The sequence below is a fragment of the Aquimarina sp. genome (genome assembly GCF_977115655.1).
This window is the reverse complement of record NZ_CDSBKO010000009.1, coordinates 59,918-83,281: the sequence shown is the minus strand read 5'-3', so window position 1 is coordinate 83,281 and position 23,364 is coordinate 59,918. Positions and strand designations below refer to the sequence as shown.

Genomic DNA, 23,364 nt, shown 5'->3' with positions numbered 1-23,364 from the left:
TAATTTAAAAAAAATAAGTTACTATTAGATTGATTATTAAAAAGATGAGATTTTGCTAACGCCCCAAAATTGTATTAACAGAGGTTTTTTCTCAATAATATAGTTAATTGACTGATCTTGTATTACAATTGTGTGATATTTTGCTATACAGGTTTTAAAAGAAACAATGGTAACCAGATATTTTGAAAAGGTGTGCATACATATTAATTCTTATTTATTTTGTCTTTCTATCTTGTAGTAATGATGACGGTTTATTGAATGAAGATTATATTCGGGGTATACGCTTAACTAATAATTATACAGAAGCGTCTAAAGACTATAAGTTTTTTAGATATATTTTTGATGAGGAGTATACTTTTGCCAATAAATCTGACAATAAGACACTTTTGAATCCAGAAAAAAATGAAGATGCCGGCAAACAAGATAATGATATAAAAGATCTTGAAAAGAGGCAGAAAGCGATTATTAAAAAAAATGATTCTATAGAAATTAAATACAGGAGATATCATTTTATAGGATTGCCAAAAGAGGTGACGTATCAAATAACAACCTTACCCAAAAAAGAAGGCTTTGAAAGACTACTTAAACAACAGGAACCAATCTTATATCCATTAAAGGAAACACTAATAAAGGCAGAAGATATTGGTGGTACCATGTATAAAGATGCTGCTGTAGATTACCTTTTACAAATGGATAACCATTTAAAGTTTATAGAGTTTTATAATGAAAGGTTATACGATGCTTATTTAAAGTTAGTAGCAGAAGCAAAACAATTAGATCGCTCTGTAGAGGAGGAATATATTACTATGTATGGAAAAATAAATAGTAGTAAAGTTAAAGATCCTATTGATGAAGAAAAATTAATAGTTTTAGAAAAAAAATATGCATCACACAAAGAATTATTAAATACTCTTTTACAATGGAACCTACAACTAGAAGATTTTCGAAACTCTACTAACGATTTTAAAATATTAAAAGATAGTAATATTGCAGAGGCTTTTAAAATGTATCAAAATAACGTTCCAAAAAAAGAAGTAATTCATTTTTTAGAAATAAAACTGGCAGATGTATTTCATAATACCCTTACCACAGCATATTAAAACTTTTGATTAAGAGTCTTCTTTTTCTAATATGGTTAATGCCAATCTGATAGTGTTGTAATCCAAAGTTTCCTCAAAATACTCAAAATAGGATTTTAGAGTATCCGGGTCATCTAGTTCTATTTTTGCCTTTTTTACAGAATTTATATCTTCTATAGTTACAAATTGTTTTAAGTCTATATTTTCTCCGCTATCATGAAGTTTCATAATATGCGCAAAGATTGTAGACTCTGCCAATTTGCGTTGTGCGGCTATTTCTGAAACAGAGAGTCCTTGTTGATATAAAGCCAAGGTTTCTTTATGGGTATTTCCTTTATTGGTACTAGCTTTTCTTTTTTTCTTTGTTTTTTCAGCCGAAAAATCAATAATAGCTTTAATGAACTGATATCCATAATTTTGCATCTTTTGCCTCCCTACACCGCTGATTTGCATAAATTCGGCATCGCTCATTGGTCTGTATTTTTCCATTTCTTTTAAAGTAGCATCACTAAAAATTTGGTATGCGGGGATATCTGCTTCTTTTGCAAGTTCTAATCGTAATTGCCTTAGTTTTTCAAAAAGAGTAGGGGCGGCACCTTTGTCTGTTTGCTCTATAGCAGCTTGCTTTATCTTTTCAAATTCCTGTAGGTGGGCAAGGCTTACTTTTTCACCATCAAATAATATTTTTTTAGAAAGTGCAGTTAGTTTTAATTTATTGTTTTGATGAAAAGCAATTTCCAAATATCCTTGATTGATCAATTGTATGATATATTGTTGCCAATCTTTCCAAGATATATCATTTCCGATACCAAAGGTCTTAATATTTTGGTATCCTTTATCCTGTATAGCTGCATTTTGTGCACCGCGTAAAATATCGATAACCGTACCCATGGGTTCTTGTTCTTTGGTTCTGGCTACTGTAGACAGTGCTTTTTGGGCAATGATGGTGCCATCTATAAATAATGGAGGGTTTTTACATACATCACAGTTACCACAATCTTTTTCTATTAGTTCTCCAAAATAGCTAAGCAATATTTTTCTTCGGCAACTTAATGAATCTGCATATTGCTTCATACGATCCAGTTTTGCTAATTGTACCTCTTGGTTACCAGATGTATTAGCAAATTTTTGTAACTGCACTACATCTGCATAGCTATGAAACAGGAGGGTAGAGGATGGTAACCCATCCCTGCCGGCACGACCAATTTCCTGATAATATCCTTCTATATTTTTGGGTAGGTTATAATGTATAACCCAACGAACGTTAGATTTGTCGATACCCATTCCAAAAGCTATAGTAGCACAAACAATTTGAACGGTATCATTAATAAAGCCTTCTTGTACCAGAGATCTTTTGTGATGATCTACCCCGGCATGATAAGCTTCGGCATTAAACCCTTCACTTTTTAATTTTTCAACCAGCATTTCGGTTGTTTTTCTGCTTAGGCAGTAGATAATACCACAATCATTGGGTTTATCTTTTAAAAAATCTATTATTTGCTCAATTCTTTTATTACCAGGGCGTACTTCCAGACTTAGGTTTGCCCTATCAAAAGATGCAAGGTGTTGTTTGGCATCTGTAATATTTAATTGGTCACAAATATCTTGTCGTGTAGCTTTATCCGCAGTTGCCGTTAATGCTATAACAGGGGTTTTGGGAAACCGTTTTTTTAGATATCCCAATTGCGTATATGCAGGTCTGAAATCATGTCCCCATGAGGAAATGCAATGAGCTTCATCTATCGCTATCAAACTAATTTCTACTTGAGAAAATACTGCGTCCAAAAACGAAAGGCTTTCTGGTGCAATATATAAGAGTTTGATCTCTTTGCCGGATAGTTTTGTATAAATATCTTGCTGTTGGCTTTCTGTTTGGCTACTATTGATAAAAGAAGCAGCAATACCATTGGCCCGTAAGCCATCTACCTGATCTTTCATTAATGCAATTAACGGAGAAATTACCAATGTTACTCCGGGCAATAACAAAGCAGGTAGTTGAAAACATATAGATTTTCCTCCTCCTGTAGGCATTATTACTAAATTATCGTTTCCTGAAAATACAGAATCGATTATTTTTTTTTGTAATGGGCGAAAGCTATCGTACCCAAAATATTCTTTTAAAGTAGATAAAAGTTGTTGTGGTTCTGGCATAGGTGCAAAGAAAAGAAAATAGCCTGTTAAAATAAATTTTTATCCCAATAAGGTTATATGTATTTGCTTTTTATTGGTTGGCTGTTGATGTAATATCACATTTGCTTTATTTTTTTATTGCAGTGACCTGTATTTCTATTTTCATTTTTGGGTCTGCCAATCCGGCAGAAAACATAGTAGCAGATGGTCTTACTTCTCCAAAATAATTACGAAGAGTAGGCCAGCATTTTTCAAAATCAGAAGCATTGGGCAAAATGTAAGTAACCCTTACTACATCTTCTATTTTTGAGCCGGATTTTTCTAATGCCGAGACTATATTTTTCATGCATTGTTCTGTTTGGGAAACCACATCATTTTCAATAGTCATTGTATCATAGTTATATCCTGTTGTTCCCGAAACAAAAACCCAGTCACCATCAACAACAGCTCTTGAATATCCTATTTCTTTTTCAAAACTTGAACCCGAACTTATTAATTTTCTATTCATAAATATTTTTATATCATTAAAGGACTGGTATTACTTTTTTACGATATAAAAATAGCAGTTTATATACTTAATTTAAACTGCTATCTTGTTTATCTGTCAAAATTTCTTTACTTACTCTACATGTGTAAATATTTTATTTACAATTTTCCATTCATTATTGATATTAAAAAGAGATAAATAATCATAATAATTATATCCCAACATAGGTACGTGTAATTTTGCCAAAGCAATTTTACCCATAATGTCTATCCCTATAGTTTTCATTTTCAAAGTTTCGCCTAAATCTTTAGGGCTTTGCCTGTTTTTTACTGTATAAAGATATTCTTTTATACTTTTTAAATAATCAACCTCTTTTATGTCTCCATAGATATGTGCGTTTTCATGAAAACAGGCTTCAAGTTTGGCTATGTCCCCATAATAAATTCCTTCAAAGTAATTATGGATCAGATCTTCTATTTCTTTTATATATTTTGTATACATTTTTTTTTAGATAGCATGTCCAATAGTATGTCCGCCTGCTACATTAATAGTTTCTCCTGTTACAAAATTAGAAGTTGCCAAATAATACGCTGCTTCTGCAATTTCGTTAGCCTCTCCAATTCTGTTTAATAAATGCAAACTTGCTAAACTATCGGCGTTTTCAATTCCAATTTTACTTTGTAACGGACTTCTTATTATTCCGGGCGCAATGGTATTGACTTTTATATTGTTTTTGCCAAATTCTGCGGCCAATTGTCTGGTTAAAGAATGTATTGCCCCTTTACTTGTTAAAGGAGCCGTTGCCGGAAATCCATCAATTGCATGGTCTACTAAAACTGTTCCTATATTTATTATAGCCCCGTTTTTTTGTTTTATCATTTGAGGGACAACAGCTTGAGAAGTAAAAAAAGTTCCTTTTAGATTTACATTCCAGTAAAGGTCCAAATCTTTTTCTTTAACTTCCAAAAATGGTTTTGGAGAAAATACCCCTGCATTATTGATTAAAACATCTACAGAGTTAAATTTTTTTAAGGCCAGATGAACAAGTTTTTTACCTGTTTCTTGCTTACTGATATCCCCTGCCAAATAAACTGCATTTGCAGGAGAGCCTAATTCTTGGTATGCCTTTTTTAAATTATCTTCATTAGAAGAGTTCATTACAACATTACTTTCTCGTGTAATAAAATACTTTGCAATTTCTTTACCAATTCCGGCAGATGCACCAGTAATGATTATAGTTTTATTTTTCATTTTCCTTAGTTTTAGTTCCTAAATATTGCATCCCGTTGATCCCCCAGTTTTCGATTGGTATTTCTTCGATAACCACATGAGTTGTTTTTGGGTTTTTGTTAAGTATATCAACTATTAGTTGTGTTACACCTTTTATTAATTGATATTTTTGCTCTTTTGTTACCTGTTCATCAGTAACTTTAATATTAATGTATGGCATTTTTTTAATTTTAAATTGTCATACAAAGATGCCATGCAATTAAATAATGAGGAAGGAGGTTTATCACTTCTTTAAAGTGATATATATCACTTTGATCGATGGATAGAAAAAATAAACCTACGAATTAAGCCTGCTAAGTGTTTCTCTGGAAACTCCTAAATAAGCGGCAATCATTTTTTTGGGAACACGTTGAAAAAGCTTAGGATATTGTTCGAGGAGTAAGTTATACTGTTCTTTGGTAGAGTTTTTTAATAAAGATAAAATTCTGTTTTGAAGTGCAATTCTGCCAATTTTACTTTTTTTTGCCCAAAAGCGCTCCATTTTATGCATTTCAGAGGTTAGTTTCTCCCTGTTTTCAAAAGTTATATATAACAATTCACTATCCTCAATACAATCTATGAAAGTTTTGGATCTGGTTTGTTTTACAAAAGATTCATAATCTGTAATCCACCAATTTTCCATTCCAAATTGAAGGATATGTTCTTTGCCTGCTTTGTCAATAAAATAACTTTTTAAACAACCTTTTAGCACCCAAAATTCTTTATTTACAAATTCTCCTTCCTGGACTATATATTGATGCTTGCGTTTTTTTATTTCTCCAAAATGACTCAAAATAAAATCAAACTCTTTATCGGTAAGATCTATTAGTTCTTCAATATGTTGTCGTAATGGGTGTTTCATTTTTATTTTTTGTATTGGCAATAATTAGTATGGGCAACAAAAGCAGAAGGTAGTAATGCCATTTTAACTTTGAAACAGCACTAAATACATTATTTCTTTTCTACCTGTTCTTTATTAAAAAACTTAATGGCAGATCAATCCTGGTACAAGCTTTTGCCTTGAATACTTAAAAAATATATTTAATTTGTATATGTGCAATTTTAAAACTAAAATGGTATAAAGCCTCAAAGCTTACTTCGAAAATAAAAAAATATTTTCAGAAAATACCTTCCATAACCTTACTTGTATCAATTACCTTTCGAATTTACTGTAATAGAACATTTTTTTCCATTTCTCCCTTCCATGAATAAAAAAACAGCTCATTTTTTTTAAATGATAAAATCAGCAACCCCGATGCAAGCTCACAGAAACTATACCCTGTATGGTGGATTAAACCCGGATTGTACAACTAATCTATTGTAAATATAGCCGTTACACTTGTTTGTTTTAATTTAACCATAGCCCTTTGATAAATTCAGGGTAAATTGCTATGCTAAAACTAAGAAAATCATTGTATAGCTAAATCAACATAAAATAACATTAATCTTTCTAGTAAAAAATCGAATTTCTACGTTAAAAATACTCGTCATAGCTTTGCTATGACTGCGTTTTTTGCCTTGAACTTCGATTTTTTCCTTTATAAATCTTTTATGCCATTTCATATTAATTTAGCTATATTTGTGGTATCTCAAAGTCTCATCACAAAGTTCTGTTGCATAATCCTGGAAATGTCATTAAGTTAAGCTATATCTTTTTGAAGATTAAATATCGGTAAAAGCAAAATACCCCTTTATTTCCATCATGGATTCCAGTTCCGTTCTTCAACGGGATGACAAATTACCGGAATGACAAGTAGAAAGTATTGTGTTTTGGTTATTCTGTCATTCTGGCGTAGGTAGGAATCCATTATTAACAAACTTTAAATCAATAGTTTAAATTCTTAACTTAATGACATTGATAATTCGGGTAAAAGTATAGTTGGTATGAGAGTTATAAAATTGAGTTAAACTCTGAGAAGAAAATCAGATTTTAGTATTTTTAGGAGCAAAGAAAACCTTTATGAGTACTATACCACAAACTGTATTTGAGTTTTTGACAGAATTAAAAAATAATAACCATCGGGATTGGATGGATGCAAACAGAAAGATTTATCAGGATAATGAAAAACTGTTAAAATCTTTTTATACATCTGTTGTAGAGCGATTGAATGAAAAAGATGAGATCGAAAAAACAAAAATATTCAGGATTAACAGGGATATTCGTTTTAGTAAAGATAAAACCCCTTATAATGTGCATCGTAGTGTGAGTTTTAGCAGGGCAGGAGCACATCGAAGAGGGGGATATTATTTACGCCTTGAACCAGGAAATTCTCTTGTTGCTGGTGGTTTTTTTAGTCCCGAAGCTGCAGATTTACTTCGCCTTAGAAAAGAATTTGAAATGGACGATCAGGAAATTCGTGAAATATTAAATACCCCCGATTTTAACAAAGCTTTTGGTGGTTTTAATACCGAATACCAAGTAAAAACAGCTCCAAAAGGATTTAGTAAAGATCATCCTGCCATAGATTTAATTAAAAACAAATCATTTTTTGTGCAACATGGTTTTACAGATAAAGAAGTATTTGCAAGTGATTTTTTAGATAAAGTAATATATCATTTTGAATTATTAAGACCGTTTTTTGATTATATGAGCGATGTATTGACCACAGATCTTAATGGGGTATCTTTGATAGAGTAGAGAGAAAAAAGCGTGGTATACAAAAGTAAAAGGGCTTTCTGTTATTGCTAAATTAATATGAAATGGCATAAAAGATTTATAAAGGAAAAAATCGAAGTTCAAGGCAAAAAACGCAGTCATAGCAGAGCTATGACGAGTATTTTTAACGTAGAAATTCGATTTTTTACTAGAAAGATTACTGTTATTTTATGTTGATTTAGATATAGTATTGCTTAGGAGCGTTTTTTTATGTTACTACGAGTTTCTTTTTTTAGTATTTGTATAGGTATATCCACAAAGTAAGATAGGGCAGAATAATTTCCTGCTTTTTTGATTTAAAAATTTAATAACTGTTCTTTAGTTTATGAAACTAATACATACATCTATTATTAGTGTATTCTTCCTTTTGTTTTTTTCTACAACTATTTTAGCTCAGGATAAAAAAATAGACAGTTTAAAACAAGAACTAAAAATCTACACAAAAAAGGATACAGTAAGGGTAAAAATCCTTAATCATTTAGCTTATTACCACTATAGAAACGATCCTCCTAAATCCTTAGCATACGCCGAACAAGCAGGAAAACTTGCAGACGAAATAAAGTCTGTAAAAGGAAAAGCCCGCAGTTTTTATATGAAGGGGATTACTTATATGGAACAAGCTAATTTTGAGGTGTCTGTAAATAATTATAAGAAAGCTATAGAATTATACACTTCTATAGATGATTTAAAAGGATTAGCCGGTTGTTATAATGCTTTGGGAGTTTTATACAATTATAAGGGGAACTCAAAACTAGCTTTACAATATTATAAAGAGGCATTAGCTATAGATACAAAACTAGGGGTAAAAAAGAATATCCCTAATTATCTTTATAATATAGGGGATATTTATTCGGATACCGGAAAATATGAAGAAGCCTTGGTTAACTTTAAAAAAGCATTAGAAGCGTATACAAAAAGTAAAAATGATCACGGAATACTTAGTTGTTGGAATTCAATGGCTATAGTGTATCTTGACCAAGGTAATTATCCACGGTCTATAGAATACCATAACAAATCGTTAGACATTGCAAAAAAATCTAAAGATTCTACAGGTATTTTTCAGTCGTTTACCAATATAGGAAATGTGTACAGACAGCAACAGCTTTATGATAAAGCATTAAGCTTTTATAAAAAAGCCTTAGATATTAAACAGGTTGATCACAATGGGAAAAGTATTACTGGTATAAAAAATAATATTGGGAGCATCTACATCGATAAAAAAGAATTTAAAACAGCTATCCCTTACTTTACCGAAGTGATTGAGCGCAGCAGGAAAATCAAGGATGAGGAACAGTTGGCCATTAGCCTTAATGGTTTAGGTTATGCTAATTTAGGAATTAAAAAATATCCAGAAGCTTTGGCAAACTTTAAAGAATCCAATAAAATTACTTCTGTTAATCAAAAACAATACGATTTATTAGATTCTTATATAGGGATGGCTAGTGCATATTATACTATGCAAAAATACGATCTGGCATTAACAAATGCAGAAAAAGCAGCACAACTGGCAACCAAATATAAACTTTTAAAACACAAGGAAAATGCTTATAACCTGCTCTCCCAAATAAATTATAAAATAGGGCAGTACGAAAAAGCATTTTTAAGCCACCAACAATTCAAAATAGTAAATGACAGTCTTTTTAATAAGGAAAATATAGAGAAGATTACCCAATTAGAATATGAATATAAATACAAAAACGAGCTGGAATCCGCAGAAAAAAGAGAACTAAAACTTACACAAACAGTTAAAACCACAACCAATGACTTAGAAAAGTCACAACGAAACCTGCTACTTGGTGTGATCGCTTTTTTATTGGTCACTTTAATTCTGGGGGCAATTATATTCTTTTTAAAGTTAAGGAACGAAAAATCCAAAACTCAAAACATAATAACAGAGCAAAAGTTATTGCGTTCGCAAATGACACCTCATTTTATATTTAATGCACTTTCTGTATTACAAGGCATGATTTTAAACAAAGAAGATAGAAAAGCAGTTTTGTACTTGTCTAAATTTTCAAAACTACTTCGGATTACTTTAGAAAACTCCAGGGATAAAACAGTGTCTCTTAGCCAGGAATTAATTGCTGTAGAAAACTATGTAGAACTTCAAAATATCGAAGTAGAAGAACCTTATGAATATACTGTTTGGGTAGAGGATACAATAGACAGCTCGCTATTTATGATTCCACCAATGCTTATACAACCATTTGTCGAAAATGCTATAGAACATGGTTTCAAAAATATAAAACATAATAGGAAAATTGACCTGCACTTTAACTATTCTAATACAGGACTAATATGCACGATTACAGATAACGGCATTGGTGTTGACACTAAAAAAGAAAAAGAAAACCAACATAAAAAATCATTGGCAACCACTATAACTTCTGAACGGTTAAAAATGCTGTCTAAAGATTTTAAGGTGAAAGGCTCGGTCACTATTGAAGATAGACAGAAGTATAACGAGCAAGGAACAATAGTTACTTTAATAATTCCTTATAAAACAGAACTTGTATAATGAAAGCATTAATAGTCGAAGATAAAGCATATATTAGAAAAGGTTTACTTAATTTGTTACAATTAATAGAAACAGAAGTAGAAGTAATAGGGGAGTGCGAATCGGTAAAAGATGCTGTCATTGTAGCAAACGCTTGTAAACCAGAATTGATTTTTTTGGATATAAATCTTACAGACGGTACCGGATTCGATTTTTTAAAGCAGACAGAAAACCTAAACTTTAAAGTAATCTTTATTACAGCTTATGAAGAACATGCTTTACAAGCCTTAAAAATTGGAGCGATAGATTATCTGTTAAAACCTGTAGATGTAGAAGAATTACAAATAGCACTACAAAAAGTCATCGCATTACCAATAGCAGAACAAAAAGAGCAGATAAAAACGGTAAAAGAAGTTTGGAACAACAAAGACTCTACATTGGTATTATCCCTTCATGATAGTTTTCAGGTTGTAGATTTAAACGAATTACTATTTTGTGAGTCAGACAAAGGTTATACTACTTTTTATTGCAGTAACAATAAAAAATATATGGTTTCAAAAACCATAAAGGAATTTGAAGAACGCCTGTCTAAAGCTAATTTTACACGACCACACCAATCTTTTATGGTTAACCTAAAATTTATAGATAGGTATGACAAATCAGGTGTCATTTATTTAAAAAACGGTAAAAAAATACCTGTGTCTTCCCGAAAAAAAGAACACTTTTTAAACGCTTTTTTAAACTGGAATAACAGCTAACTCCTTTTTTTTACGGATATTTTTTGAAGTATCGCACTTATTCATTCTAAAACTTCGGAAATAGGTTCTCTATTTTCTAACATATTCTTGCACTGTACTTTTATAGGGGTATACATAAAATCATTACGGAAAATCTGATGATTAATAAACAAAAACACCTTAAAAATGAAAGAATTAAAATTTACAATGCTAATAGGAGTAATAGTTACGCTAATCTCTTGCGGAGAATCAATTAATAAACAACCCGCCAATGCAAAAGGATTTGAAATTATAGAAAATGAAATAAAGAACAAATTTGGTGAGGGTGCTTACTTTACAGATATAACAATTACCCATAATGCATCTATTGGCAATATTATAGGAGTAACCGTTACAGAAGCACCAGAATCTTTAAAGATGGGGCAATGGAATTTAACTCAGGGCAATTGGAAACAAAACTCAGAGATTTCTTTAGAAGTTCCGCAAGGGAGCAAAGCAGCAGACTTTATGTTTCAATTAAACGAAAAAATGAACCTATCAAAATTAGGGGAATTAGTTGAAAAATCTGCCAAACAATTAGAAAACGAAAAAAATATAAAAAATCCAACCTTGAACATGGCATTTATAAAATTTCCTAAAAACGGGGATATTTCTAAAGCTGAATATGTCGTGATGCTGCAACCAGAAAATGGAGGCACTACCTATACTTTTAATTATAAGCTAGATGGTAACCTTATCGAAATGAATTATTAAAATAAGAAACTACCTAAAAACAAAAAAATAAACCAATGGAAAAAATAATTACTATCAAAAACGAATATAATTCGTTAGACCTGCTTCATAAGTTTTTGAAAACAGAATCTTCTTTTGAAAGTTCTAAAGAGTATGATAAATGGGAATACAGAACAGGTACTAATGGACAAATGGCAAAATGTATTGTTCTTAAAAAAAGTGCAATGCATGCAATCAAACTATATTTTACAGAAGAAAATACAATAAAAATGAATCATATTATACCAAGTTCGCTCATGAATGCTTATTTTGGTAAGAGTGTTAAAGCAAGAAGAAATATCATAGAGATAATTGCAGAAAAAATAAAGCAAACAATGTTGGTTCCCGGTCAGAAAAAAGCTTTTGAGGAGTTGGAAACAGTAGTTAATAAAATAGTAGTACGGTAAAATAAATCTTATATAACATGAAATATTTTATATTAATTGTTTTTTGTTCCTTAAGCATTCAAGCTCAAACCTATGAAGGAACTATCGGTAAACATCAAATATTTTTAGAGTTAGATACAGATCATAATGATAGTAGTGCAACTGCATTTTACTTTTACAAACCTTATTTAAAAAACATTCAATTAGAAGGGAGCTTTAGTAATAATAAATTGATACTTTTTGAGAAATTTTCAGACATAAAGGAAGAAAAAGAATTGTTTACCTTATCCGTAAGCAAGGATACTATAACCGGTACCTGGAAAAACAATGGACATACATTGCAAGTGGGCTTGCACAAAACAGCAAAGAACCTTGATACATATAAATTAACGAATTTGGGATATGTAAGGGATAGTATAACTGTTCATGACACAAAAGAACTGGTTTGGTTAACAGAAAAACACTCAAAAAAGTCGCTATTCAGACTTGGTAATGGATTTACTAAACCTGAGCGTGAATTTATGAACCCAAAACTGGATACCATACATACAAGATACGCTACGATAGGATTGGATTGTGATTGGGCAGATATAAATATTAAAATAGAGCTTGTTTCTGATCAATACCTTAGCTTCTCAGAATATTCTTCTATTTATTGTGGTGGCGCGCACCCAAATCATAATACAACAGGTCACAATTTTGATTACAAAAACAAAAGGAAATTGGATAGAATAACCGATATATATCCTAATTTGGATCACTTTCAGGTATTAAAAAGAAAATATGCGAGCGATACGGATTTAGATAAGGAGTGTGACTATTTTACAGATGGCGAAGCATATTGGGAATATTACTCCTGGGTGCTTACCAAAGAAGGAATAACAATTACCCCTTCATATCCACATGTCATGACTCCTTGCGAAACGGGATTTATATTAACTCATGACGAGTTGTTAGAAACAAATATATCTCATAAAGTAGAATTGCAAACCAATGATATATCCTATTATAAAAAAAATAACTCATACTTTATAAAAGATATCGATATAAACAACGATAATATCCCGGATAAGATTGTAAGCAGTAAACCGTATCAGGGAGATGAGTTACTATTGTTTGTTAATGATAGTGATAAGTACAAATTAACCTTAAAAACCAGCAACTTTTCAGAGGATGGAGGGAATCAAATTGTTGATATAAAAAAGAACGACAACGGTTTTGTGATCCTAACGGCTTTTCCGGACAGGGGATTTTATAAAGCACACTATTATATTTCTTTTACAGAGGGTAAGTGGATACTAACAAATACAGTCTACAAAACCACGTCTGGTAACCAGAAAAATGCTTTTATCTATGTGTGTGATGTTAAACAAGGTGTAGATATTAGTGATCCTGAGCTTTTGCAAAATCTAAAACAAATACCAGAGGAGGCTGATAGAAAAAAAATGTGTTGGGAACAAAAAAATAAATAAACTAATATATAGATACACTAATTAGATGAAAACCTTAAAACAAATTTTAATCTATATAATTTGGACAATTACAGCTATTGTACTGGGGATATGCTATATGCGAATTGTTTTAGGTCCCAACAACGCATCTGATGAAGGAATATGGTATTTATTGTATATGTTTTACAATTGGGGATTGCTTCACATTGGATTAATCATTGGCTTTATAATTGCATTTTTATTTATTCTTTTAGATGTGTTTTACCTTAAAAAGAAACTGAAAAAAAACATAAAATCGATAATTACCAGACTTGTGGTTCTTCTTGTTATTACTGCAATAGTAGGAGTTATACATTATATATTAGAAAAAGTTATTGATGTTATTTAAAATGAATAAAGTTATATAAAATTAAAAAAATGAAGAGTCCATATATTCTAATCCTGTGTATTTTAATCTCTTGTTCTAAAAGTTCAAAAGAGAAAAAAACGATCACAAACTCAGAATACCATGCTGATAATTCAGAACTAATATATTCTAAAGACACTATTTCTACTCAAGAATTAATGCTTTTAACAAAAGTAAAGGCTATTAAAAAATACGGAACCCCTTACTCTATAGAGCAATTTATTTTAGACGATGCCCAAGGAGAGTTCAGAGTTGAAATATCTGATAAATACACCCGAAAAGAAAGGCAAAGTAAATCTATTTTGATAGACGAAGTTACGTGGGAAAAAGATAAAAATACCCGGATTACGGTTTGGTACGAAGTACAACAAAAAACATCAGTACCTAAACATATACTTGTTTGGGAAAAAGGAGCAGAATTTTAGAACAAAATGGTATGAACTGATAAATCTAAAACCAATAAATGGGAATACTACTAATCATTTTCTTAGTCATACTTGCAAGCATAGGGCTGTTTTTGCTTTATAAAATCGTTAGATGGGTTTTTCAAAAAAAAGCAAGAATGTTCGGGGCACTTTTTTTAATAGGGAGCAGTATTCTTGGTATAACAATCCACAGGCTGTTTTTTGTAAAAATGGAGTTTGTACAATCCAAAGTATATCCTAATCTATACCTGGTAAAAAATGAAATTAAAGATCGGGACTCCTTGAATAAAATCATAAAAGAAAGGGTCGTGGAAATGATAGACAATAATTTGGTGGATACCGAGAAAAGATACTCGCAGAATACACATGAAGCTCCTTATGCTACTCTGGCTTTTTATACCTATACCAAGAGTTCAAAACTGTACGTGTTTCAAGATTACGGTACTGCATATTTTATCGATAATGAAGAAGACCTTAGCGGTATGATTGTAGAAGACTTGTCTATGTATCAAAACTATAAATTGGCAACATACAACATTCGCGCCTGTAAAAATGACACTACTCGCTATTGTGGGATATTAGAGTATTATAAAGATGGTTATATTGTAAAAACGGTGGATATCGACTAAAACCAAAAAAGCTAACAGATAAAAATGATTATTAAAAGGTACATATCATTATTCTTAAATAGTATTTTTTTTCTAATACTTTTATTATTTGTGTTAGATGCTTTTACGGATTTTGATATTAAAAACCAGGCTATAAAATCATTTTCTTATGTAGGAATTATAATAATAACTCCCATAGTTTTAATCTGGAACCTCTGGTTCTTTAAAAGATTAAAGACAAAAACAATTACCACCATTGTTCCTTTACTTACACTTGTTGGGATTTTGGCTATCCACCCTATAAAAATCATTTTTTCATCTGCTAGTTGGCAAACGCAAAAAGTAGTATATCAAAATAAACATGCATCTTTCCAAAAAATAGAATATCAAATACAAGATGTTGGAGCATTAGGTTATAACAAACGTACTGTTGAGGTAACCTATTTGACCAATTGGTTTATGATTGTGCATCCTGTAAAAAAACAATATAAGTAACAATACTATTTGGAAATGAGTTGTTTGATAAAAAAAAAGAATTACTAAATCTAACAAAGTTAAAATGACATTTGCATTACAAATACTTATCGCCTCGATTATTTTTTGTGTTATGACACTTTTAGTTTTGGGTATTCAAAAAAAAGGCTATCTAAAACATAAAGCTTTTAGCATTTTAGTGTTAATGGCATCAGTCTTATTCCTGTTTGGGGCACTATTTTATGGCTATTTAGAATTTACCACATATAAAAAAAGAGCGCAGCGGTATACCAAACAAGATGACAATATAGTAGAAACGATAGCCAATGCCTCTATAAGGGAAGCAGAACTCAAAGCTTTTGAATATTTTCATAACTACCGCAATTCTTTAAATGGGTATGAATATTTTTTGATCAATATGAGCCAAAACAGTTATCAAGAACAAGCATCGTACCTTTATACCCTACAAAATAAAATTATTGAACAATTTAAAAGTGAAGAATACAGTCAGGACTACTGGAACAAGGTTTTTGCTATTGTTTTTCAACAAAAAGACAGTTCTGCACCGTATTTAAAATCTAATTATGAGGTCTTGTACATAATTCCTGCCGATCACGAGTACCGTGAGTTAGAAGATGATTATGGGGATTTGAATGATGCTAAAAACTTCAGTTATTTTGAAGCGTTTTGTAACCTATTGTATATAGAAGGCAAACTAAAAGACTTTGATAGTAGATCTGCAGAGCGTATGCAAACACTATGGCAGTATAACAAAGCCTTTATCTATACCTTTTTTTCAAAGACCAAATATGATCGATTATGCAAGCAAGTAGTGGATGATTTGATAACCGTTTACGACCGTATTGTTGCTGAGCCCGGATATAAAACTTTTTATGAACAATATGATGTTTCAGATAAGGAATTTCTGGATTTCCCTTCCAGGGAATTTACCACCACCTATAAATTGTCCTGGCCCTTTAGTTTTTGGGACAGACGATTTAGCGAAAATAACAACGAACAGGTTTATAACATATTAAAAGAAATTCAAGAACACTATAGTAATTAAGCTTCTTATGAAAAAGATCATTGTTATATTAATTTTTACAGGACTTGCTCTTGTTGCTCTGGGCTATTATTTTTCTGAAAAATCCTCACAGCTTATAGCACAAAGTGAAAAAGAAACCGAACGGCTAATACATATAGCTAATGATGAAGATAAAGTAGAAAACAGCCTTGCCCAACTTCAAAATAACACGATGAATCACCAATATTTAGAGCTAAATCAAGCTGATTATAATACAGTTAACCCCTGTTTGCAAGATTATATAAACAAAAAAGAGTTGCCTTCAAATTGTGACGAGCAACTATTAAAAGTAATTATTGATGATTTTGGGGAAGAAGGTATGATAAATGGTATTATAGGAGAATCAATCAATTACTCAACACGTTCATTTAATCATATTTTTTTTAATGATTTGTTTACAGAAAGTGCATCGTTAAAGTCAAAACTTATTTTAAGTTTTTTAAACAAATACCGAAACCCTGAAAGATTAGGGCAGATTTTTAATAAGTATAAGTATAGTGTCTGCAAGAGTATACCTAAAAGTGTTTATCAAAAAATATTCGACAAAAAACTAGCATCATGTATTGCCGCTTATGAAGAAATAGCAAGTAAACCAGATAAAGAAGCTTTTTATAAAGATATCTATTTTAAAGCCGATTCCCAGAATTTACATGGTAAATATTGGAATATAACATTTTGGAAACGAAGGGCTTTAGAAAAAAACGATAAAACGTTATATGCTATATTAAAAGAAATCAAAGCATATTATGATGAAGCTCATTAGCAATTAAGACGTTAAGAGGATGAATAGTATAAACTCAGGGGCATATAATCATTTTAAAAAGGAATTCACTTTACTTAAAAACCAAAATGAAGATGTGTTTTCTCATTATTTTATAATTAATGATGGTTTTGAATGGAATACCATATCGTATCGTAACAGTGATATTCATTTCACCGGTAAAAGCCACTTTATGAGCCATACAGGTTTTCTTCCTTTTTTGGTAGATACCGTAAATGAAGATTTTTACTGTTTTTTGCCTGATAAGGATAAAATAGGTGTTTTTTCCATACACACTATTGTTCATATATACGAAAATCTGGATGAATTAATAATTTCATTAAAAAACCTAATAAGAAAACAACTTTACAACACGCTTCTTAAGATTGCAAAACAAGGCAATTGCTTCAATCAGGACACAAGAAAAATACTTTTGAGATTTAAAAACTCAGGAGGAAGCCAAGAGGAAGCAATTAGTGTTTTGCACACGATTAAAAACACAGAGATAAACAACCATATCTTGCAAGACGGAGCAGATGATATTCTTGATATTGCAACAGGTTATTGTAACTTAGAAATGAGGGTGTGGAACTAAATACGTATACAATATGAAAAAACTATACATTCTATTAATTGTTGCACTACTTTCTTGTGCCGAAAATAACAAAGAAAAAAAAGGAGCTGTAGAAGATAATGCCACAGACGCAATTAAACAAGTAGAAGGATCACCAACTATTAAGGCAGAAGATTTAAGTAGCACTACTGATGAAAATACCGTTGTAGATTTTTCGGGGGTATACGAGTTGATAGATGGTACTACATATATGATCGATTCTGAAAATTTTGAGATTTATAAAGCAGCTATTGTAATAGAAAGACTATCTGAGACCGATTTTGGGTTCTATTCGGCGTATAAAAGAAAAGACATTTCACCCATAGGGGATTTTGGAATCATAAGGAAAATTGAAAATAACTTTCATAAACTGGCAATTTGCGATGTGGAAGACGTTAAAGGATATACCAAAGATGATTTCACAAAAGGGCTCTATTTGTGCAATAAGGTATTCATCTACCAAAAGGGGGATTCATTAGGAATTGTACAATATGGAGGAAACTTTAGGAACTATATGCTCTACAGAAAAAAGGATGTGGATAAAGATTTTCAAACCTCTTTAGTTAAGACAATGAAAAATACGAAGCTGGAATATCAACAATTTTTGACAGACTATAAAAAAGCCAAAAATTATGATACATCAAAGCTGGAAATAGAAGACTATTTTACGGGAGAGATTTGGAAAACAACACATCGCCATAAAGAACCAGATGCCCATTTTGAAAAAACGCATCATTATCAAAACCCACATCAAGATGGAAAATTTATAGAATACGATAAAGATTTTGAATATCAATTTAAAGTTTTAGTTGAAAATGCAACTTTGGAAGAAGCTGATTCGGGAAATTCAAGTTTTGAAGAACTACGGTCTTCTATTTTATTTAGAACTTTACCATTCGTAGAGAACACAAATTTTGATAATTTTATAGAAGAAGAAGACTATAAAAAAGTTGACGAGCAGGCGTTAAAATTAGAGAAATTATATCCCGATTTTAATAAAGAAGGCCATAACTATCGGGCAATAGCTTCCTATAGATTAGAGTTCTCTCAAAAATTTCATACCGTAGTGGTAACTATTCTAAAAGGAGAACACGAAATGGAGTCCACTTTAATTAACTACGATTTAGATGGAAATATTATTGACTCAAAAGTCATTGCCTATGACGAAATAGCAGAAGGGATGTTTAAAATAGAGTCTAAAATAGAACTTGATAAACTCACCATTAACAGTATTGCTGATATGGAAGAAAAAAGTGAGACAATCGAAGTTTTTAAAATACTCGATAACGGAAAAATAACGCCCATAATTACAGATGGTTCTGAAAACGCAAGTTTAGTAGACAAGGTCATAGAACAACTCCATTTAAACAAGCAAAAAATTAAAACAGATCTCATTGTTTCAAAAGTTCAGCCCAATAATAGCAACGAGACCATTGTAGTGATTCCTGAAATTTATGGAGAATACGATGCACAAATGTTCGAGTTAAACAGTCATATAGTATTGGTAAACAATACAACAGGTGAAATAACGCACAAATACTTTGAAAGTTCTAAAACAAATGGTTGGATTTCTGATGCCGTAAGATTAGCTGAAATAAAAATAGACACAGCGCCATATATGGTTTCTGAAAATAAAAGGGCTTTTGGGGTAAGAATCTATTGTTATAATAATTCTCAACCAAACCCATATAGCAATAGAACCATTTCTTTATTCATAAAATCAGGAAATACCTTGAAAAAAGTATTGCATAATTATGAGGTAATGAATCACATAGGAGAATGGGATACTAACTGTGCAGGAGAATTTACAGATTTTACACGCACACTCATTATGTCTGAAGAAAAAACCAATGAATACTTTGATATTATAGTAAAAAGTAAGATTACTGAAACCAAAAATGTTGAAGATAAAAATGGAGAATGCGATTCTAAAGAAACCATGACCAATGAAACTTTGGTATTGAAATTTAATGGTAAAACCTATGAAAAAAAGGAGGTTTAGGCCTATAAAGGTTGAAAACCTTGATTTTAACTGGCGTTTTCAAGGAATTATTGATGTTAGACCTAATGGTAATAAAAATAATAGTTTGACTATAGATTTTGGGTGGTACGATGTATGGGAATTTGTAAATGATAAGGAAAATGAACCATCCAGGTTTGAACCCAAGGTGGTTACACCAAAATTTGTAAGTGATTCTATAAAATTTGCGCTAAATAACGGATGGGATATAGAACGGCATAATAGCAAGCTTAAAATTGTATATAAAGACAAGAATTATAAAATTGTAGAATGATTTTTTGTTCAGGTTAAAAAGAATTAAATAATTACAGTGGCATATAAATATTTAAACATTCGATTTGATTCAAAATACTCAATGTATAAACATACAATGCGATTAATAGAGTTTATAAAAACGATCCCTGAGTTAAAGCAAACCGATAAAGTCCAGTTTAAAAATGCAGATGATTATCCCTGGGGGGTGATTTCGCTAATAAAATGTGATAAGCACGGAAACTTTAGTTTAAATAAAAGAGAATGCTTTGCAGAAGTAAATCTTATTGAAATACTGTTTTTTGATACAGACGAATCCCTAAAACATTATCTGGAAATTGGTACTAGAATCGCGAATAAAATGAATTGGGAAATAGTTGATGAGGATACCGATGAAATTTTAATACCTAAAAAATAATCCTTTATGGGCGTAATGAAATTTAACAAATCTTATGAAGGAGGTAAGTTCGAAGATTATGTAGAATATCTTCAAACCATTAAAAATAGAATTTCTCTAAAATTGTTTGCTTTTATTTCTGATCCGAAAAGGCACAATTTAGGAGAAAAAAGTTTGCATGATTGTCGTATTCAAAAAATAGAATATAAATGTGTTTCAGAAGAAGATTATCAAATAACGTTATTATTAACAGGGGAAAACAGGGTATTCAAAATATACTTTGTCAATGTTAGTCAGGTACACATTAACCAGATACATTTTGGCGATATGTATAAAGACTTAATTACGTATGAAGTAGGAATTGAAAAAGATATTTTTAAGAATGAAAAAATGGTGTTCAGGGCTAAATTTCCGTCTGAAGAAGGAGTGATTGAAGTGTTTTCTGAAAACCTTGAGATAAAAGAAAAAATCATACAGAAATGACTGTAACCGAATTTGAAAAACGCGCAGCATATCAAAATGGATACGACAGGGAAATCGATCATTGGCAAATAATCGATATACATCAAATTCCCCTAGTATTTACAGAAAACCACGAAATGGATTTTTATTGCTCTAACGGAAAAGAAGTGTATCTTTTACGATGTAGATACCGAAAAACAGAGTCCTATGAAAGAATAGACGCTAAGAGTACAGAGGGAATATCTTTTTTAATAGCAGAATTTCCTATTCAAAAAATAGATAATAAGACGATTGGTAAAATCCTGAAAAAATTTAAAACGAACCTTTAACCCATTAGCGATAACCAAAAGCACAACACATGAAACTAAGCGAATCCTTTAGCGGTGCCTTACGAACCTTTGCATATTTTATGGCAAGTGGTACACATTACCAACTAAAAGGTATTGATTACATAAAACTATATGGAGAAGAACCAAGCGCCATAGAACAAGTCTTTGCCATATTTGCCAATGTTATTGAACTAGATGAAAACGGAGAAGTACTTAATGCAAAATATGCAGAAAAAAGAGCCGTAGATTACCTTCGTTCCTATTGTGATCCGGAGTTTAAAGTAGAGCCCCCTTATGAAGATTGGGAAACAGAATTGCATTAATGTTTTATAGAATTGACCAAAAGCGCTAAAATTGATTTTCGTGATGTGATTATGTGGGCTACGCGAGAAGAATAAATTATAAAAGAAGAAAATGAAGGATAAAATACTTTTAAATGCTTAAAAAAGAACTAGACTATAATTTTCATGACGCGATTGTTGTTTCCTGTGAAATGGAAAAAGAAGATAGGTTAAGCTTGGTAGTAATGTTATATGAGATTTTTTATCCAAACAAGGTGTATTTAAAAATTACCTTTTCTGGAATTTTCAATTCTGGAAAAGTAAATGAATTTATTGATGTACTGAATAAGGATGCTGTCGAACCTAATTGGAATGGAACAAGAATTGATAATTTGAATTACCATACCAAGAAAATTTCTAAAGATTTAGATCAGAATCTTGTGCTAAACCTTGATGGATATCAACCAATAAATATTCATTGTAAAAAACTAAGGATAGAAAAACAAACAACAAGCAATAGTATATGATACATAAAGTGCAATTATTTAAAATCAATAATACAAGTAGAAAAAAGAGCATTACAATGGTTTTGATACTGTGTACCTGCTGTTTATCAACACATGCACAGAAAATGAAAAAATACTTAAACAAAGAATTAAGAACAGAGGTAGCGACGGTTTGCGAAGAAACACCAGACGATAACCCCTGTGCAGGTAGCACAATCTATTTAGCATTATGGTTTGATAAAAAACAGGTAAAGATATCAGAAATAGAAATATCAACCTGTGGTAAAGAATCAGTATACGAAATAGGAACTTATAACTGGGAATTGTTGTACAATAAGGAAATCAGTATTGATTTTATTCCGGAAGAAACAAAAGATACGTACGCAGAAAACATAGTCTTAGAACTACGGGGTCAACAACTAACAGGAAATACAACACATTGGAATGGACAAATTGTTAAGCACATTTTTAAAGAGAAAAAGTAAGATGAAAGATCAAAAATTAAGAGACAATTTACAATATAAAGAGGAAACTGAAGGTGTCATTTTTAATCACTATTCATTTTGTGAATTAATCAAGCATATTATGGTTGCATACGGAAATACTACTTATGCACAAGCTGATAAAAAACTAAAGCAAAGTTTTTTACATAAAGAACCAAAATCATTAGATGATGTTGAGTATTTAGGGCATGAATTAGAGTATCATTGGGCAATGTTGACACTTCATGGAGAGATGTACTGGCTCAAAGGCATTCCAAGTGATTTTAATGATTTTAAAGAAGAATATATGGCTTGGGAAACAAAGAAGAAGCAACAATATGCATTGAAAGATGCTTTTGAATATTACGATATAAAAAACTAAGTATGTATATTATAGGAGAACTCATAACATACAACACATTCAAACTTATTTATGCGGTTTTTGAAGATGAAGCCACAGTAAAGCCCCATAGTAAAAAGAATGAAAATACACTGGATGTGATAAAAATAGATGCAAGTTTTCCCTTCTTTATTATTGAAGAATTTAGTAATGATGGTAATTATTACAAATATGTAACCAAACAGGAGTTAAAGCACCGAATACAAAAGGTAAAGAAAGAAGAATCTACTTTTGTGTACTTTAATTTATGGAGAATAGATAAAGATGGTTATAACAAAAAATTTCCTGAAGAACCTATATTAAATGGCATGGATTTTCATATTCACTTTACAGATACCGATATAAAAGAAATTAAAATCAATGGCTTTGATGCCTATTGGCAAGACATCATAACCGCTTAAA

At 31.1% G+C, this 23,364-nt stretch carries 30 protein-coding genes; 24 read left to right on the top strand and 6 right to left on the bottom strand.

Annotated features, from left to right (window positions below; all coding sequences use genetic code 11):
- Positions 1 to 182: 182 nt before the first annotated feature.
- The gene (locus tag ACZIYX_RS05850; protein WP_462681273.1) at positions 183 to 1,100 is read left to right on the top strand and encodes a hypothetical protein; all 918 of its coding nucleotides are present in this window, start codon (positions 183 to 185) and stop codon (positions 1,098 to 1,100) included.
- Positions 1,101 to 1,109: 9 nt separating this feature from the next.
- Here ACZIYX_RS05850 and recQ read toward each other — a convergent pair whose 3' ends face one another.
- The 6 genes from recQ to ACZIYX_RS05820 all read right to left on the bottom strand — a co-directional run bounded on the left by recQ (position 1,110) and on the right by ACZIYX_RS05820 (position 5,827).
- The gene (gene recQ, locus ACZIYX_RS05845; protein ID WP_462681272.1) at positions 1,110 to 3,230 is read right to left on the bottom strand and encodes a DNA helicase RecQ; all 2,121 of its coding nucleotides are present in this window, start codon (positions 3,228 to 3,230) and stop codon (positions 1,110 to 1,112) included.
- A gap of 106 nt (positions 3,231 to 3,336) precedes the next feature.
- Positions 3,337 to 3,717 carry a RidA family protein gene (locus ACZIYX_RS05840; RefSeq protein ID WP_462681271.1) on the bottom strand — a complete coding sequence of 127 codons (381 nt, stop codon included), beginning with the start codon at positions 3,715 to 3,717 and terminating at the stop codon, positions 3,337 to 3,339.
- Between the two features lie 111 nt (positions 3,718 to 3,828).
- On the bottom strand, positions 3,829 to 4,197 hold the full coding sequence (locus ACZIYX_RS05835) for a nuclear transport factor 2 family protein (RefSeq protein WP_462681270.1): 369 nt from the start codon (positions 4,195 to 4,197) through the stop codon (positions 3,829 to 3,831).
- 6 nt (positions 4,198 to 4,203) lie between these two features.
- Positions 4,204 to 4,947, bottom strand: coding sequence for an SDR family NAD(P)-dependent oxidoreductase (locus tag ACZIYX_RS05830; RefSeq protein ID WP_462681269.1), 744 nt, complete (start codon positions 4,945 to 4,947; stop codon positions 4,204 to 4,206).
- On the bottom strand, positions 4,937 to 5,146 hold the full coding sequence (locus tag ACZIYX_RS05825; protein WP_462681268.1) for a tautomerase family protein: 210 nt from the start codon (positions 5,144 to 5,146) through the stop codon (positions 4,937 to 4,939). Before ACZIYX_RS05825 ends, ACZIYX_RS05830 begins: the two co-directional genes overlap by 11 nt.
- A gap of 117 nt (positions 5,147 to 5,263) precedes the next feature.
- Positions 5,264 to 5,827, bottom strand: a complete 564-nt coding sequence (locus ACZIYX_RS05820; RefSeq protein WP_462681267.1) for a Crp/Fnr family transcriptional regulator — start codon at positions 5,825 to 5,827, stop codon at positions 5,264 to 5,266.
- 1,098 nt (positions 5,828 to 6,925) lie between these two features.
- Here ACZIYX_RS05820 and ACZIYX_RS05815 point away from each other — a divergent pair.
- From ACZIYX_RS05815 to ACZIYX_RS05705, 23 genes are all read left to right on the top strand, one after another.
- Positions 6,926 to 7,603, top strand: coding sequence for a DUF2461 domain-containing protein (locus ACZIYX_RS05815; protein ID WP_462681266.1), 678 nt, complete (start codon positions 6,926 to 6,928; stop codon positions 7,601 to 7,603).
- Between the two features lie 343 nt (positions 7,604 to 7,946).
- The gene (locus tag ACZIYX_RS05810; protein ID WP_462681265.1) at positions 7,947 to 10,139 is read left to right on the top strand and encodes a tetratricopeptide repeat protein; all 2,193 of its coding nucleotides are present in this window, start codon (positions 7,947 to 7,949) and stop codon (positions 10,137 to 10,139) included.
- Entirely contained in the window at positions 10,139 to 10,876 is a 738-nt protein-coding gene (locus ACZIYX_RS05805) for a LytR/AlgR family response regulator transcription factor (protein ID WP_462681264.1), read from the top strand. The genes ACZIYX_RS05810 and ACZIYX_RS05805 overlap by 1 nt, the downstream gene beginning before the upstream one ends.
- Positions 10,877 to 11,041: 165 nt before the next feature.
- A complete protein-coding gene (locus ACZIYX_RS05800; RefSeq protein ID WP_462681263.1) occupies positions 11,042 to 11,608 on the top strand; it encodes a hypothetical protein in 567 nt (188 codons plus the stop codon).
- 35 nt (positions 11,609 to 11,643) lie between these two features.
- Positions 11,644 to 12,033 carry a hypothetical protein gene (locus tag ACZIYX_RS05795; RefSeq protein ID WP_462681262.1) on the top strand — a complete coding sequence of 130 codons (390 nt, stop codon included), beginning with the start codon at positions 11,644 to 11,646 and terminating at the stop codon, positions 12,031 to 12,033.
- A 17-nt stretch (positions 12,034 to 12,050) separates the two neighbouring features.
- Positions 12,051 to 13,484, top strand: a complete 1,434-nt coding sequence (locus tag ACZIYX_RS05790) for a hypothetical protein (RefSeq protein ID WP_462681261.1) — start codon at positions 12,051 to 12,053, stop codon at positions 13,482 to 13,484.
- Positions 13,485 to 13,509: 25 nt separating this feature from the next.
- Positions 13,510 to 13,851, top strand: coding sequence for a hypothetical protein (locus ACZIYX_RS05785; RefSeq protein ID WP_462681260.1), 342 nt, complete (start codon positions 13,510 to 13,512; stop codon positions 13,849 to 13,851).
- A gap of 29 nt (positions 13,852 to 13,880) precedes the next feature.
- Positions 13,881 to 14,294: a hypothetical protein gene (locus tag ACZIYX_RS05780; RefSeq protein ID WP_462681259.1), complete on the top strand. Its 414-nt coding sequence runs from the start codon at positions 13,881 to 13,883 to the stop codon at positions 14,292 to 14,294.
- A 38-nt stretch (positions 14,295 to 14,332) separates the two neighbouring features.
- A complete protein-coding gene (locus tag ACZIYX_RS05775; RefSeq protein WP_462681258.1) occupies positions 14,333 to 14,923 on the top strand; it encodes a hypothetical protein in 591 nt (196 codons plus the stop codon).
- A 24-nt stretch (positions 14,924 to 14,947) separates the two neighbouring features.
- On the top strand, positions 14,948 to 15,397 hold the full coding sequence (locus ACZIYX_RS05770) for a hypothetical protein (protein WP_462681257.1): 450 nt from the start codon (positions 14,948 to 14,950) through the stop codon (positions 15,395 to 15,397).
- A gap of 64 nt (positions 15,398 to 15,461) precedes the next feature.
- Positions 15,462 to 16,442: a hypothetical protein gene (locus tag ACZIYX_RS05765; protein WP_462681256.1), complete on the top strand. Its 981-nt coding sequence runs from the start codon at positions 15,462 to 15,464 to the stop codon at positions 16,440 to 16,442.
- Between the two features lie 7 nt (positions 16,443 to 16,449).
- Complete coding sequence (locus tag ACZIYX_RS05760; RefSeq protein WP_462681255.1) at positions 16,450 to 17,223, top strand: hypothetical protein; 774 nt, start codon at positions 16,450 to 16,452, stop codon at positions 17,221 to 17,223.
- 19 nt (positions 17,224 to 17,242) lie between these two features.
- Complete coding sequence (locus ACZIYX_RS05755) at positions 17,243 to 17,815, top strand: hypothetical protein (RefSeq protein ID WP_462681254.1); 573 nt, start codon at positions 17,243 to 17,245, stop codon at positions 17,813 to 17,815.
- A 13-nt stretch (positions 17,816 to 17,828) separates the two neighbouring features.
- Positions 17,829 to 19,835 carry a PA3715 family protein gene (locus ACZIYX_RS05750; protein ID WP_462681253.1) on the top strand — a complete coding sequence of 669 codons (2,007 nt, stop codon included), beginning with the start codon at positions 17,829 to 17,831 and terminating at the stop codon, positions 19,833 to 19,835.
- The gene (locus ACZIYX_RS05745) at positions 19,816 to 20,127 is read left to right on the top strand and encodes a hypothetical protein (RefSeq protein ID WP_462681252.1); all 312 of its coding nucleotides are present in this window, start codon (positions 19,816 to 19,818) and stop codon (positions 20,125 to 20,127) included. Before ACZIYX_RS05750 ends, ACZIYX_RS05745 begins: the two co-directional genes overlap by 20 nt.
- Positions 20,128 to 20,208: 81 nt before the next feature.
- Complete coding sequence (locus tag ACZIYX_RS05740; protein WP_462681251.1) at positions 20,209 to 20,523, top strand: hypothetical protein; 315 nt, start codon at positions 20,209 to 20,211, stop codon at positions 20,521 to 20,523.
- Positions 20,524 to 20,538: 15 nt separating this feature from the next.
- A complete protein-coding gene (locus ACZIYX_RS05735; protein ID WP_462681250.1) occupies positions 20,539 to 20,985 on the top strand; it encodes a hypothetical protein in 447 nt (148 codons plus the stop codon).
- Positions 20,982 to 21,293 carry a hypothetical protein gene (locus ACZIYX_RS05730; protein WP_462681249.1) on the top strand — a complete coding sequence of 104 codons (312 nt, stop codon included), beginning with the start codon at positions 20,982 to 20,984 and terminating at the stop codon, positions 21,291 to 21,293. Before ACZIYX_RS05735 ends, ACZIYX_RS05730 begins: the two co-directional genes overlap by 4 nt.
- 29 nt (positions 21,294 to 21,322) lie before the next feature.
- Positions 21,323 to 21,616: a DUF7677 family protein gene (locus ACZIYX_RS05725; protein WP_462681248.1), complete on the top strand. Its 294-nt coding sequence runs from the start codon at positions 21,323 to 21,325 to the stop codon at positions 21,614 to 21,616.
- 113 nt (positions 21,617 to 21,729) lie between these two features.
- On the top strand, positions 21,730 to 22,101 hold the full coding sequence (locus ACZIYX_RS05720; RefSeq protein WP_462681247.1) for a hypothetical protein: 372 nt from the start codon (positions 21,730 to 21,732) through the stop codon (positions 22,099 to 22,101).
- A gap of 104 nt (positions 22,102 to 22,205) precedes the next feature.
- Positions 22,206 to 22,565 (top strand): hypothetical protein, encoded by a 360-nt coding sequence (locus tag ACZIYX_RS05715; RefSeq protein ID WP_462681246.1) that lies wholly within the window; start codon positions 22,206 to 22,208, stop codon positions 22,563 to 22,565.
- Between the two features lies 1 nt (position 22,566).
- Entirely contained in the window at positions 22,567 to 22,944 is a 378-nt protein-coding gene (locus ACZIYX_RS05710; RefSeq protein WP_462681245.1) for a hypothetical protein, read from the top strand.
- Positions 22,945 to 22,946: 2 nt separating this feature from the next.
- Positions 22,947 to 23,363 carry a hypothetical protein gene (locus ACZIYX_RS05705; RefSeq protein WP_462681244.1) on the top strand — a complete coding sequence of 139 codons (417 nt, stop codon included), beginning with the start codon at positions 22,947 to 22,949 and terminating at the stop codon, positions 23,361 to 23,363.
- Position 23,364 lies beyond the last annotated feature (1 nt).

Excerpts from the sequence above, each read along its gene's own strand:
- ACZIYX_RS05745 (WP_462681252.1), top strand. The coding sequence starts at position 19,816 with ATGAAAAAAAGGAGGTTTAGGCCTATAAAGGTTGAAAACCTTGATTTT.
- ACZIYX_RS05725 (WP_462681248.1), top strand. The coding sequence starts at position 21,323 with ATGAAACTAAGCGAATCCTTTAGCGGTGCCTTACGAACCTTTGCATAT.
- ACZIYX_RS05830 (WP_462681269.1), bottom strand. The coding sequence starts at position 4,947 with ATGAAAAATAAAACTATAATCATTACTGGTGCATCTGCCGGAATTGGT.
- ACZIYX_RS05740 (WP_462681251.1), top strand. The coding sequence starts at position 20,209 with ATGTATAAACATACAATGCGATTAATAGAGTTTATAAAAACGATCCCT.
- ACZIYX_RS05840 (WP_462681271.1), bottom strand. The coding sequence starts at position 3,717 with ATGAATAGAAAATTAATAAGTTCGGGTTCAAGTTTTGAAAAAGAAATA.
- ACZIYX_RS05820 (WP_462681267.1), bottom strand. The coding sequence starts at position 5,827 with ATGAAACACCCATTACGACAACATATTGAAGAACTAATAGATCTTACC.
- ACZIYX_RS05730 (WP_462681249.1), top strand. The coding sequence starts at position 20,982 with ATGACTGTAACCGAATTTGAAAAACGCGCAGCATATCAAAATGGATAC.
- ACZIYX_RS05720 (WP_462681247.1), top strand. The coding sequence starts at position 21,730 with ATGCTTAAAAAAGAACTAGACTATAATTTTCATGACGCGATTGTTGTT.
- ACZIYX_RS05705 (WP_462681244.1), top strand. The coding sequence starts at position 22,947 with ATGTATATTATAGGAGAACTCATAACATACAACACATTCAAACTTATT.
- ACZIYX_RS05735 (WP_462681250.1), top strand. The coding sequence starts at position 20,539 with ATGAAATTTAACAAATCTTATGAAGGAGGTAAGTTCGAAGATTATGTA.
- ACZIYX_RS05800 (WP_462681263.1), top strand. The coding sequence starts at position 11,042 with ATGAAAGAATTAAAATTTACAATGCTAATAGGAGTAATAGTTACGCTA.
- ACZIYX_RS05825 (WP_462681268.1), bottom strand. The coding sequence starts at position 5,146 with ATGCCATACATTAATATTAAAGTTACTGATGAACAGGTAACAAAAGAG.
- ACZIYX_RS05755 (WP_462681254.1), top strand. The coding sequence starts at position 17,243 with ATGAATAGTATAAACTCAGGGGCATATAATCATTTTAAAAAGGAATTC.
- ACZIYX_RS05780 (WP_462681259.1), top strand. The coding sequence starts at position 13,881 with ATGAAGAGTCCATATATTCTAATCCTGTGTATTTTAATCTCTTGTTCT.
- recQ (WP_462681272.1), bottom strand. The coding sequence starts at position 3,230 with ATGCCAGAACCACAACAACTTTTATCTACTTTAAAAGAATATTTTGGG.
- ACZIYX_RS05815 (WP_462681266.1), top strand. The coding sequence starts at position 6,926 with ATGAGTACTATACCACAAACTGTATTTGAGTTTTTGACAGAATTAAAA.
- ACZIYX_RS05770 (WP_462681257.1), top strand. The coding sequence starts at position 14,948 with ATGATTATTAAAAGGTACATATCATTATTCTTAAATAGTATTTTTTTT.
- ACZIYX_RS05785 (WP_462681260.1), top strand. The coding sequence starts at position 13,510 with ATGAAAACCTTAAAACAAATTTTAATCTATATAATTTGGACAATTACA.
- ACZIYX_RS05810 (WP_462681265.1), top strand. The coding sequence starts at position 7,947 with ATGAAACTAATACATACATCTATTATTAGTGTATTCTTCCTTTTGTTT.
- ACZIYX_RS05750 (WP_462681253.1), top strand. The coding sequence starts at position 17,829 with ATGAAAAAACTATACATTCTATTAATTGTTGCACTACTTTCTTGTGCC.
- ACZIYX_RS05805 (WP_462681264.1), top strand. The coding sequence starts at position 10,139 with ATGAAAGCATTAATAGTCGAAGATAAAGCATATATTAGAAAAGGTTTA.
- ACZIYX_RS05760 (WP_462681255.1), top strand. The coding sequence starts at position 16,450 with ATGAAAAAGATCATTGTTATATTAATTTTTACAGGACTTGCTCTTGTT.
- ACZIYX_RS05710 (WP_462681245.1), top strand. The coding sequence starts at position 22,567 with ATGAAAGATCAAAAATTAAGAGACAATTTACAATATAAAGAGGAAACT.
- ACZIYX_RS05835 (WP_462681270.1), bottom strand. The coding sequence starts at position 4,197 with ATGTATACAAAATATATAAAAGAAATAGAAGATCTGATCCATAATTAC.
- ACZIYX_RS05715 (WP_462681246.1), top strand. The coding sequence starts at position 22,206 with ATGAAAAAATACTTAAACAAAGAATTAAGAACAGAGGTAGCGACGGTT.
- ACZIYX_RS05795 (WP_462681262.1), top strand. The coding sequence starts at position 11,644 with ATGGAAAAAATAATTACTATCAAAAACGAATATAATTCGTTAGACCTG.
- ACZIYX_RS05765 (WP_462681256.1), top strand. The coding sequence starts at position 15,462 with ATGACATTTGCATTACAAATACTTATCGCCTCGATTATTTTTTGTGTT.
- ACZIYX_RS05790 (WP_462681261.1), top strand. The coding sequence starts at position 12,051 with ATGAAATATTTTATATTAATTGTTTTTTGTTCCTTAAGCATTCAAGCT.
- ACZIYX_RS05775 (WP_462681258.1), top strand. The coding sequence starts at position 14,333 with ATGGGAATACTACTAATCATTTTCTTAGTCATACTTGCAAGCATAGGG.